This is a genomic window from Candidatus Edwardsbacteria bacterium RifOxyA12_full_54_48, assembly GCA_001777915.1.
GTDB lineage: Bacteria > Edwardsbacteria > AC1 > AC1 > EtOH8 > UBA2226.
Window position 1 is genome coordinate 477,164 of record MFFN01000004.1, and the last position, 11,941, is coordinate 489,104.

Consider the following 11,941-nt stretch of genomic DNA (forward strand, 5'->3'; position numbering starts at 1 on the left):
AAATGAAGAAACGGGAACGGTACATATCGTTGATCATTGCGCCGCATCATAAGGCCCAGCCCTGGCAGATGGATATCTCTTACACTAATCTGAAGCGCATCGCTGTTCTGCTGTCGGTGTTGTTGCTGGTGGCGGTATTTTTCGTCTTCAATTACGGCCATATTTTCTGGCGAGCCAGCCAGTACGAGATCATGAAAAAAAGGACCCGGGAGGTGGAGGAAAAATTCAGCGAGATCCAGGCCCTGAAAAGTGAGCTCTCCTCCCTAAAAAGGACCGAAGCAAAGTTACAGCACATGCTGGGCATCTCCCAGCAGCCGGTCCTGCTTTCCCTGGACGACATTACCCGGAATACCTCTTTAAATGCCTCGGTTTCCGGAGACCCGGCTCTTTTGAGCAACTCCGAAGATACGTTATCGGTGAGCCTCGAACGTTCGACCCCCAGCATCATGCCGGTCAAGGGATGGGTCTCTGCAAAAATGGGAGACCATCATAACGGGGTTGATATCGCCGCCCGGGAGGGCGCTCCGGTGGTGTCGGCGGCCGACGGCATAGTCACCTTTGCCGGGTGGGATAATTATTTCGGAAACAAGGTGGAGGTATCCCACGGCCAGAAATTCAGCACCATGTACGGACACAACGCCAAACTTTTCGTCAAAGAAAAACAGGCCGTCAAGCAGGGGCAGGTGATCGCGCTGGTGGGCTCCACCGGACAAAGCTCCGGCCCCCACCTGCATTACGAGGTCCGGATCAACGGCAAACCGGTCGACCCATCCTATCACTGGATAAATCATTGACCGAAACTATAAAATTTCTCTTGACAATTTGGGACTAACCTGATATATTTACCAAGCTGACAAATAAATACGTATCCCCTTTATGAAATCGCGGACTTTATTTCCGTGGTTTCTTTTTGTTTTTATAGCCATCCTGTGGAAAACCTTGTGGATAACTTACCCCCAACGGTGTTTCGTATTAAGTCCTTGTTAAATCAAAAATTAGCCACAATTCTGGTTGTGTGGATAAACAATAAATAATCATTTAGATATTTATGTTAATTGTTCTATTGCAATGCATTATGCTGATTGACCACCTGTGGATAAATATGTTAAGAACCCGTAAATAGCGTTACCAGTAGTATATTAACTAGCAACCCTCAACAACCATTAAAAACACTGACTTTCTGATTGTGGATATCCTATGAATCAACAAATACAAGCGCTGTGGGCCCAGTCCCAGGACAGGATCAAGGAACGGATAGGTTCCCAGAGTTTTGACACCTGGATAAAGCCGCTGACAGCCATGACGGTGGGCGATGACAGCCTGACCCTAAAGGTTCCCAACCACTTTTTTGTGGAATGGCTGGGGCAGCACTACCTTAATATGATGAAAGAGGTGGTTTCGGATATCTTTCATAAGCCCCTCTCCATAGTCCTGGTCCCTCCGGTGGGGGAAACTCAGGCCGCCGCCCGCCAGAAACCGGATAGAACCGAATTTGTCCCGGCCCATCCGACCAGCGATAGCGGCCTCCGGGAGAGATATATCTTCGACACCTTCGTCATAGGAAAAAGCAACGAGTTCGCCTACGCCACCGCTTTCGCCACCGCCCAGGATCCCGGAAAACTGTACAACCCGCTGTTCATCTATGGCGGGGTGGGGCTGGGAAAGACCCATCTGATGCAGGCTATCGGCCATTTTACCAAGAGCAAGAGACCAAAGGCCCGGGTGCTGTACATACCGGCCGAGAATCTGATGAACGAGCTGGTCTATGCCATTCAGAACCGCAAGATGCTGGAGTTCAAAAATCGTTATCGTTCGCTGGATATCCTACTGCTGGACGATGTCCAATTCCTGTCAGAAAAATCCGGCCTGCAGGAGGAGATCTTTCATACTTTCAATTCGCTGTACGACGCCCGCAAACAGATCGTCCTGACCTCCGATCGGCCGCCCAAGGATATATCCCACCTGGAGGAGCGCCTGGTATCACGCTTTCAAAGCGGACTGGTGGCCGATATTCAGGCTCCGGACCTGGAGACCAGGGCGGCTATCTTAAAGAAAAAAGCCGAGTTGGACGGCCTCTCCATTCCCAACGACGTCATCTATTTCATTGCCTCCTCGGTCAAATCAAACATCCGTGAGCTGGAGGGTTCATTGATAAGGGTAGTGGCCTTTTCCTCGGTGTCGGACCAGGAGCTGACGGTGGATTTCGCCCGCGAGGTCCTTAAGAACATCATCTCCCAGAAATCACGGCTGATATCCATCGAACTTATTCAGAAAATAGTGGCTAACTACTATTCCATACCCGAAGAGGCCCTCAAATCAAAAAGGAGGATCAAAAAACTGGTGCTGCCCAGGCAGCTGGCCATGTATCTGAGCCGGGAACTGACCGCCGCCTCCCTCAACGACATCGGCAACCGCTTCGGCGGAAAGGACCACACCACGGTGCTGCATGCCATATCAAAGATAAAGAAAATGATAGCCTCGGACGATGAGATAACCTCTCAGGCCGATAGGATAACTGAGTTGATCAATGGTGGATAGAACCTTGATCTCTGCATTTAGCCCCTGCTTAATGTTGATCACTGTTGACAACAGCGGCGGATATCAACAGCCGATCAAAAACATATCCCCATGATATACATTCTTTATTATTTTAAACAGCATGGCTTTATGCCAATCCCACAACAATATCAAGAAATACTATTGACTTTTATTATAATTTAGATATATCATATATTAGTTATTAAGTATAAATTTAAAACCAGAAATTTGGAGCCGGGATCAAATGAAATTTTCCGTTAACCAGGAGAAACTTTTCACCTGCCTGCAGAGCCTGATCGGGGTGGTGCCAACCAAGAGCACTTTTCCGGTCCTTACCAATATCCTGATAGAGGCCAATAATAATAAGCTGAAATTATCTGCCACCGATCTCGAGATAGCGGCCGTAACCCAGATTGATGCCCAGACCGCTGGTAATGGTTCCATCACCGTGCCGGCCAAACAGTTCTTCGAGATAATAAAGCAACTGCCGCCATTGAATATAGATCTGGATGTCAACGGCAATAAAGTGTCCATTAAATGTGACCGCAGCCGATTCAATATCATTGGTCTCCCCAAGGAGGACTTTCCCAAGATACCGGAGATCAGCAAGGAGAAGAGCGTCAAACTCAGCAGCGGTATTCTGCAGAACATCATCAAAAAGACCTTGTTTGCTGTATCCACCGACAGCTCCCGTCCGGACCTGTGCGGGGTTTTCCTTCAGATGAGCGGCGATAAGCTGAAAGTGGTCACTACCGACGCCCACCGGTTGGCCATGCTGGAGACCATGATCCCGCCCATCTCACAGAACAGCGAACTGCTGCTGTCACCCAAAGGTTTGAACATTGTCAACCGGATGCTTCCAGGCTCGGATACCGAGATCACGTTGCGGTTCGACGACAGCTATTCCCAGTTTAGTTTTGATGACACCCAGGTCTATGCCCGGCACATCGAGGGACCCTACCGTGATTACGAGAAGGCCATTCCCAAGAACAATAAAAAGACCCTGACCGTCAACGTGGACCTGCTGACCGCGGCGGTGCGCCGAGTGGCCATACTGTCCGACACCTTCACCCACCAGATCAGGCTTTCATTAAAGGCCGACAGCATCGAGCTCTCCAGCCAGACGGTGGATATCGGAGAGGCCCGGGAGACCATTGCCGCAGTATTCAAGGGTGAGGAGATGGAGATAGGATACAACGCCAGCTATCTGCTGGACATCATCAAGAACGTGGACTCCGAGGAGATGGTCTGCTCCCTGAATACCTCGTTGTCGGCCGCCCTGATCAATCCGGCCAAGCAGGCCGAGGACTACAACCTGATGTATCTATTGATGCCCATCCGCCTTCCGGAATAGAGGAAAAAGCACCCCAAAAAGGAAGTAAGCATTCTGGCCGGTCTGCACCGGGATTATGACCGATATCAAGCACGGCATAGGGCAGCCGGGCCGGAAGCCGGACAAGTTGCTTCCTTTTTTCAATCCTAAAAAAAATCAATGACAGGTGAAAATTGGCCGCTGAGCAGAATATCAAACCACAGGAGACCAGCCTCTACGAGGTGGTGGATCTGCTGTGGAGACGAAAGACCCTGATCCTGGTCTGCCTGGCCGGGATATTGCTGCCCATCATCATCGCCAATTTCACCCTGCCGCCGGTCTATGAGAGCCAGACCACCATCATCTTCGAGCAAAGCCGGGAGCCTATCGCCGCCTTCGACGTCTCCGACGCTTTCAGCCGTAAGAGCTACATCGTCAATCAGATCGAGGAGATCAAGGCTCGGACCCTGGCCGAGGAGGTGGCTCATAAACTGGCTCCCGAGACCGCCGCCGAGATACTCAAAGACCAGGGCCGGGGCCTGTCCCAGGAGGGGAGACGCCAACTGCTGTCCCAGCGTATAAAGAAAGGCATCTCGGCCGAGCCCATCAGGGACTCCGATGTGATCCTGATAAAATTCCAGGGGCCCACTCCGGCCAGCGCCGCCCGGACGGTCAATCTGGTGGCCGAGACGGTCAAGGAGCGCAGCTCCCAGGTCAAGAGGGAGCAGGCCTCCTCCACCAGAAAATTCATCGAGGTCCAGCTGCCGGCGGTGGAGGCCGGGCTCTACAAGGCCGAGGACGCCATCAAGGGCTTCAAGGCCCGCAACCAGGTGGTATCGCTGTCCGACGAGGCCCGGGAGGTGCTGGCCCGGATGACCGAGATTGACAAGATGTACGCCGGCACCGTCACCCAGAAGATGGCCCTGGAGAAGAAACTGGAGGCCATCTACACCAAACTGGAATACAAGCCTGATTTCTCCGAGGGCAGCAGCAAAATGACCTCCGGCGCGGTGGCCGATTCGCTGCGAAAGAGCCTGTTGGATCTGCAGATCGAGGCCACCCAGCTTTCCATCAAGGGCTACCATCCGGAACACCCCCAGATATACAAACTGAACCGGCAGATCGAGGCCACCAAGAACAAGCTGGTGGAGGAGCTGGCCAACATCAGCCGGGGGGGCCAGGCCAAGCCCATGCCGGAGATGTCCGACTTGCTGGCCCAGATACCGCCCCTCCAAATAGAACTGATCTCCCTGGAGGCCCGGGAGCTGGCCATCCGGGATTTCAACACCGGCTACGAAAGCGATCTCTCCAAGCTGCCCTACAAGGAGCTGGAGCTGACCCGCCTGCTGCGGGCCAAGGATGTCAACGAGAACATCTATAAGATGCTGCTGGAGAAGTACGAGGAGGCCAAGATCACCGAGGCCGGAAAGATCGGCAACGTCCGGGTGATCGACCCGGCCAAGGAGCCGCTTTCGCCCATCAAGCCCCGCAAGGCACTGAATCTCCTGATCGGGCTGGTGGTGGGGCTGGTGCTGGGGGTGGGCCTGTCATTCTTCCTGGACTCCATGGACAATTCGGTCAAGACCGCCGAGGAGATCGAGACCAATTTCGGGATACCGGTGCTGGGGCTGATTCCCAGTATCCAGTCCGAGGGCCCCCGCAAGAAGAAGCGCAACGGCCGGGACGAGATCTCCAAGATCGCCTCCACCCTGGTGACCAAATACACCCCCCGCTCGCCCATCTCCGAGGCCTACCGGGCCATTCGGACCAACATCCAATTCTCCAAGATCGACGCTCCGCTGCGCTCCATAGTGGTGACCTCGGCCGCGCCCTCGGAGGGCAAGTCCACCACCGTGGCCAACCTGGCCTTCACCACCGCCCTGGCCGGGGCCAAGACCCTGCTGATAGACGCCGACCTGCGGCGCCCGGTGGTCCACTCGCTGTTCGGGCTGGAGCGGGAGCCGGGCATGACCAACATCCTGGCCGAGCGGCTGGCCCCGGAGAAGGTGATCAAGCCCTCCGGGGTGGAGAACCTGGACATTCTGACCTGCGGGGCCATCCCCCCCAACCCCTCGGAGCTTTTGGGCTCCCAGAGGATGAAGGAGCTGGTCCAGCAGTTGAAGGCCAAGTACGACCTGGTGCTGTTCGACAGCCCGCCGGTGATCACCGTCACCGACACCGCTGTGCTGTCCAACCAGGTGGAGGGGGTGGTGCTGGTGGTGCTCTCCCACGGCACCGATCGCCGGGCCCTGGCCAGGGCCAAGAGCCTGCTGAGCAACGTCAACGCCAATATCCTGGGATCGATCCTCAATAAGATCGACCTGACCGGGATCGGCTCCAGCTACGATTACTACTATCACTACCATTATTACTACTACAGCGATGATGGCCAGAACGTCAAGCGCAAGGGAAGATTCTGGGACATCCTGCGTCCCGGGGGCCGGCGGGGATAGAGGTGCTTGGGCGGACCACACCCCACCCTCCCCTAAAGCATTAGGAGAGGGAATAATTTAGCCTTGCGGCTCTGCGGTAAAAACTTTTCAACAATCATTCAATAACATAATATAGCCAGAAATGTCTGACATTAAAACAGCGGTAGTGGGCTGCGGCCAGTGGGGCATCAACCAGGTCCGGACCTATGCCAATCTGCCCGGGGCTTATTTGGCCTGGCTGGTGGACGCCAGCCCCAAAAATCTTCAGCGGGCAAAAAGCTTCTCCCCGACCGCCAAAACGTCCGGGGACCTTAAAGCGGCCCTGGAAGACAAGGATCTCGATGCGGTGGTGATCGCCACCAATTCCGAATCGCACCACGCCCTGGCCAAAATGTCTTTGGAGGCCGGCAAGCACGTGATGGTGGAGAAGCCCCTGGCCCTGAATGTCAAGGACGCCGAGGAGCTGGTGAAGATCGCCAAGGACAAAGATCTGATATTGATGACCGGCCACCTGCTGCTGTACCATCCGGCGGTCAGGTATTTGAAGGAGCTGGTGAAATCCGGCGAGCTGGGGCAGATACTGTACCTGTACTCCACCCGGGTCAACTTGGGCGCCATCCGCAAGAACGAGAACGCCCTGTGGAGCCTGGCCCCCCACGACATCTCGGTGATGCTCTATTTGATGGACCAGAACCCGGACCAGGCCCTGGCCAACGGAAAATGCTTCCTGCAGAAGGGCATCGAGGACGTGGTGTTCTTCTCGCTGGATTTCCCCGGCGGGCAGGTGGCCCAGGCCCAGGTGAGCTGGCTGGACCCCCACAAGATCCGCAAGTTCACGGTGGTGGGCAGCAAGAAGATGGTGACCTTCGACGACATGGAGGCCACCGAGAAGATCCGGATCTACGACAAGGGGGTCAACCAGGAGAAGCGCTACGGCAGCTATGACGAGGTGCTGACCCTAAGGGACGGGGATATCCACATCCCGTATTTCAAGATGCAGGAACCGCTGAAGATAGAGGCCAATCATTTCATCGAATGCGTCAGGGAACACAAGCAGCCCATAAGCGACGGGCAGAACGGGCTGGAGGTGGTGAAGATCCTGGCGGCGGTGAGCCTTTCGCTGAAAGAGGAACGAGCGGTCAAAATATAGATAAAAGAACGCCCGGGGTCAAGATAATTAATAGAACAAATTTTTAGCCGGTCTTGCGACCGGTTTTTTAATTGCCCGGGATGACTCACCCCCCAGCCCCTTCTCTCTGAAGATAGAAGAAGAAAGGGGATTGCTTCGTTTGTAAATCTTCGTAGTTTTCTCGCAATGACGCGGGAACCGGCTGAAACGGGGTTGGGTCTGAGGCCCGCCCCTTCGATATTTCTAATTAGGGACAGTACGCCGTCAGGTCTTTGCAATATAAACCAGATTACTTCGTCTGAAAATTAAGGTTGCTTTCTCGTAATGACACTATGCCAAAGGTTAAAAAATCTTTGTGCCTTGGTGCTTTGGTGGTTGAAACCCCCGTCTGTTATTGCCTAAAATTTAAGCACAATTAATGCTTGCTTTAAACCGGAGGTTGTTATAAAATAAGATGTTAAAACATCTTTGCCAAATCACTTAGACAATATAATAAACTATAATGCCTTTTCAGGGAGGGATGCCATGCCTGCGCCCAAGAAGAAAAAAACCGTCCACGGGGCCGTCTCGCGCCGAATGGCCCTGATGCCCACCGCCAAGAGCGAGCTCTCCAGCCTCAAGATGAAGCTGAAGGTGCTCCAAAGGGTCAACGAGATCGCCGCCAGCACCTTCGATGTCCAGCCGCTGTTGGACCGGGCCATGGACCTGGTGACAGAGATCGCGCCCTCCGAGGCCGGGTCCTTATTACTGCTGTCCTCCGACCGCACAACTTTGAAATTCTCCATCGTCAAGGGGTCGGCCTCCGCCAAGCTGGAGGGCCTGGAGATCCCCGTCGGGCAGGGTATCGCCGGCTGGGTGGCCAAGACCGGCATCCCGCTGACCGTCAACGATGTGGCCTCCGAGCCCAAGTGGAAGAAGGAGATCGCCGATAATGTGGATTTCCCCACCCGCAGCATCCTGTGCGTGCCGTTGAAATCCCGGGCCGAGGTGATCGGGGTGGTGGAGCTGATCAACAAGCTGAGGGACGAGGACTATAACGACGACGACCTGGAGATCATCGAGCTGCTGGGAGCCCATCTTTCCACCCTGATAGAGAACAGCCGGCTGTATTCCGAGGCCCGGGAGAAGGTGGAGCGCATCTCCGCCATGGCCGAAACGTCAGCCCTGATCTCCTCCTCGCTGGATGTCAAAAGGGTGCTGGAGACGGTGATGAATGTGGCCAAGGACGTCATCGACGCCGAGGCCTCGTCCATATTTTTATACGACGAGGAGAAGCACGAGTTCTTCTTCGAGATCGCCACCGGCGATGCCGGCGATGCGGTCAAGCAGATCCGGGTGCCCTGGGGCAAGGGGATGGTGGGCTGGGCGGCCGAGCACATGCAGACCCTGTTGGTGCCGGACGTCACCAAGGACCCCCGCTTCTATTCCAAGGTGGACGAGAAGTCAAAATTCCAGACCCGCAACGCCATCACCGTGCCCCTGAAGCCCAAGAACAAGCTGATCGGGGTGGCCCAGGTGCTCAACAAGAAGGGCGGGCTGTTCTCCCGGGAGGACGTGGAACTGTTCGAGACCCTGGCCCGCCAGGCGGCGGTGGCCATCGAGAACGCCAGCCTGTACACCGACCTCCAGGAGCTGTTTTTGAATTCCATCCGCACCGTGGTCAGCCTGATAGACGCCAAGGACGACTATACCGCCGGCCATTCCTCCCGGGTCACCCAGTACGCCCTGATGATCGCCGACCAATTGGGATATGACACCGAGAACCGCAAAAGGCTGGAACTGGCGGCCCTGCTGCACGACGTGGGCAAGATCGGGATGCCGGATGCCATCCTTAAAAAACCCTCCGGCCTGACCGCCGAGGAATTCGCCATCGTCAAGGACCATCCCAACAAGGGGGCCGAGGCCCTGGAGCCCATCAAGCAGATGAAAGCCATCATCCCCGGGGTGCGCTACCACCACGAGAAGCTGGACGGCAAGGGGTATCCGGCCGGCCTGTCCGGCGACCAGGTGCCGATGGACGCCCAGATCATCTGCGTGGGCGACTCCTACGATGCCATGAACTCCGATCGCCCCTACCGGAAAGGGCTGGGGATGGAGGAATCGGTCCGAAGATTGCGCCAGGACAGCGGAACCCAGTTCAATCCCAAACTGGTGGAAGCATTCGTATCGGCTTTAGAGAATGAGGAGAAGAAATGAGCAATGTCATAAGGAGCAAAAAGACCACCGGGGCCCTGGTGGGCATCGCCGTGGTGGCCGCGGTGCTGGCTATATCATATCTATTTCCCAGCCTGTTCCAGGGCATGGAGAACAAGACCTACGACCTTCGTTATCGACTGCGGGTAGGGCAGATGGGAGAGCAGGACATAGATGATGTCATTATAGTGGACATCGACGACCAGTCCCTGGCCAAGCTGGGGCGTTTCTACAACTGGCCACGACTGTACCACGCCAAGGTGGCCGACTACCTGGCCCAAGGCGGGGCTTCGGCAGTGGCTTTCGACATCTTCTTTGTGGAGAGTGACAGCCTGATGCCGGATGTTGTCCAGCTGTTTGAGGATGCCAAGACAGAGAATATATCATCACAACTGAAGGACCTGAAGATACCGCTAACCCCCGCCCAGCTCACCTCGACCATAGATGCGGTGCTTTACTCTTGGGGATACGACCTTGATTTTGCCGCCGCCACCAGGTCCAGCGGCAACGTCTACTTTCCCTTCTACCTTACCACTGGCGAACCGGACGACAGCTCCGACCTTGGCACGCGTAAATATTCCTACCTTCTTCCGGCAGATGCCACCGAAAAATTCAAATATCTTAACATTGCCGGGGACCTGTACCAGGTGGCCAGCATCTTCCCGCCGGTGCCGGTCCTGCTGGAATCGGCCCGGGGAACAGGGTATTACAACATTGAATTGGATGAAGACGGGACGGCCCGAAGGATCCCGTTATTTATGGCCCTCAACGACCACAGTTATCCATCCATGGACTTCCAAATAGTGCTGGATAAAATGGGGGTGGGCAAGGACCAAGTTGCCGTCGAACTGGGAAAGTTTATAAAATGCGGAGACAAACTAAAGATCCCCATTGACAATGAAGGCCGGATGCTGATCAGCTATTTCGGGCAATTCAAGAAATTCCGGTATATTTCTTATTCCGACGTGTTGATGGAACTGGTGCCGGCCGAGTATTTCAAAGACAAGATAGTGATCGTCGGGGCCACCGCCGCCGGCCTGATGGACCTGCGGGTGGTGCCGTTCTCCAACCAGTTTCCCGGGCCGGAGATCCATGCCAATATCATGGAGACATTGCTTACCGGAAAGTTCGTGACAGTGGTCTCCTGGCATATACAACTGGCCCTGCTGATAGCGATCGGCCTGCTGACGGTATTCGTTTCCCTAAGGTTCAAGCCGGTCAATTCCGGTCTGATCCTGACCGGGCTGGTGGTGGCTTATTTTGTGGCCGCAACGGCGCTGTTCGACAAATCATTGATCTGGGTGGAGATGGTGCGCCCGCTGGCGGTGGTGCTGTTCACCAACATGGCCATCCTGGGGTATCGCTATCTGACCGAGGAGAAACAGAAGGTCTGGATCAAGAACATGTTCCAGGGCTACATGTCCAAGGATCTGGTGGACAAGATAATGGCCAACCCCGAGATGCTGCTGATGGGCGGCGACAAGAAGGAGGTCACGGTCTTCTTCTCCGACATCAAGGGCTTTTCTAGCTTCTCTGAGAAACTGGGGACCCCGGAACGCCTGATCGCCCTGATCAACGAGTACCTGGGGGCCATGTCCGATGTGGTGCTGGAATACGGCGGCTACATCAGCAAGTACGAGGGCGACGCCATCATGGCCTTCTGGGGCGCCCCCACCGACGACCCCAAGCACGCCGAGACATGCATCAAATGCGTCTGGGCCATGAACCAGCGTCTGCAGATACTCAATGCCGACCTGGCCAAGAGGAACATGCCCAATCTTTTCACCCGGTTCGGGATGAACACCGGCATGGTGACGGTGGGCAACGTGGGTTCGGAAAAGAAGAAGAGCTACACCGCCATGGGAGACTCCATCAACCTGGGCTCGCGGCTGGAGGGGGCCAACAAGGAATATGGCACGGCCATCATGATGTCGGAGTTCACCTACGCCAAGGTCAAGGGCCTGTACCCGGTGCGGGAGCTGGACATGCTGCGGGTGGTGGGCAAGGAACAGCCGGTGCGGGTGTACGAACTGCTGGGTCTGTCCCAGGCCGACGTCAGCGAAAAGAAAAAGAAGGCGGTGGAGATCTACCTGAAGGGCCTGGAGCTTTATCGGGGCAAGCAGTGGGACCAGGCTGAGGCCGTGTTCCGGCAGGCCCTGGAAGTGGATCCCGAAGACGGACCCAGCCAGGCCTACATCGGCCGCTGCGAGGATTTCAAGGTGCTGCCGCCGCCGGAGAACTGGGACGGCGTGTTCGTGATGAAGACCAAGTAGAGAATCTGATCGATCCCCTCCTTGATCAAGGAGGGGATAAAGGGGTGGTCTAAAAAGCTATGGG

The 11,941-nt window shown here is 55.3% G+C and carries 7 protein-coding genes; all 7 read left to right on the plus strand.

The window, feature by feature from the left end:
• The first annotated feature begins 2 nt into the window (after nt 1-2).
• On the plus strand, nt 3-794 hold the full coding sequence (locus tag A2273_03770) for a hypothetical protein (GenBank protein OGF07597.1): 792 nt from the start codon (nt 3-5) through the stop codon (nt 792-794).
• A 403-nt stretch (nt 795-1,197) separates the two neighbouring features.
• Nucleotides 1,198-2,538, plus strand: a complete 1,341-nt coding sequence (locus tag A2273_03775) for a hypothetical protein (protein ID OGF07598.1) — start codon at nt 1,198-1,200, stop codon at nt 2,536-2,538.
• Nucleotides 2,539-2,782: 244 nt separating this feature from the next.
• Nucleotides 2,783-3,892 carry a DNA polymerase III subunit beta gene (locus A2273_03780; GenBank protein ID OGF07599.1) on the plus strand — a complete coding sequence of 370 codons (1,110 nt, stop codon included), beginning with the start codon at nt 2,783-2,785 and terminating at the stop codon, nt 3,890-3,892.
• A 152-nt stretch (nt 3,893-4,044) separates the two neighbouring features.
• Nucleotides 4,045-6,303, plus strand: a complete 2,259-nt coding sequence (locus tag A2273_03785) for a hypothetical protein (protein OGF07600.1) — start codon at nt 4,045-4,047, stop codon at nt 6,301-6,303.
• A 121-nt stretch (nt 6,304-6,424) separates the two neighbouring features.
• The gene (locus tag A2273_03790) at nt 6,425-7,432 is read left to right on the plus strand and encodes a hypothetical protein (GenBank protein ID OGF07601.1); all 1,008 of its coding nucleotides are present in this window, start codon (nt 6,425-6,427) and stop codon (nt 7,430-7,432) included.
• A gap of 1,125 nt (nt 7,433-8,557) precedes the next feature.
• Nucleotides 8,558-9,607, plus strand: a complete 1,050-nt coding sequence (locus A2273_03795; protein ID OGF08015.1) for a hypothetical protein — start codon at nt 8,558-8,560, stop codon at nt 9,605-9,607.
• Nucleotides 9,604-11,877: a hypothetical protein gene (locus A2273_03800; GenBank protein OGF07602.1), complete on the plus strand. Its 2,274-nt coding sequence runs from the start codon at nt 9,604-9,606 to the stop codon at nt 11,875-11,877. Before A2273_03795 ends, A2273_03800 begins: the two co-directional genes overlap by 4 nt.
• Nucleotides 11,878-11,941: the final 64 nt, after the last annotated feature.

Bases quoted from the DNA above. Each gene is read 5' to 3' on its own strand.
- A2273_03770 (OGF07597.1), top strand. From the start codon at position 3: ATGAAGAAACGGGAACGGTACATATCGTTGATCATTGCGCCGCATCAT.
- A2273_03800 (OGF07602.1), top strand. From the start codon at position 9,604: ATGAGCAATGTCATAAGGAGCAAAAAGACCACCGGGGCCCTGGTGGGC.
- A2273_03780 (OGF07599.1), top strand. From the start codon at position 2,783: ATGAAATTTTCCGTTAACCAGGAGAAACTTTTCACCTGCCTGCAGAGC.
- A2273_03795 (OGF08015.1), top strand. From the start codon at position 8,558: ATGGCCGAAACGTCAGCCCTGATCTCCTCCTCGCTGGATGTCAAAAGG.
- A2273_03790 (OGF07601.1), top strand. From the start codon at position 6,425: ATGTCTGACATTAAAACAGCGGTAGTGGGCTGCGGCCAGTGGGGCATC.
- A2273_03775 (OGF07598.1), top strand. From the start codon at position 1,198: ATGAATCAACAAATACAAGCGCTGTGGGCCCAGTCCCAGGACAGGATC.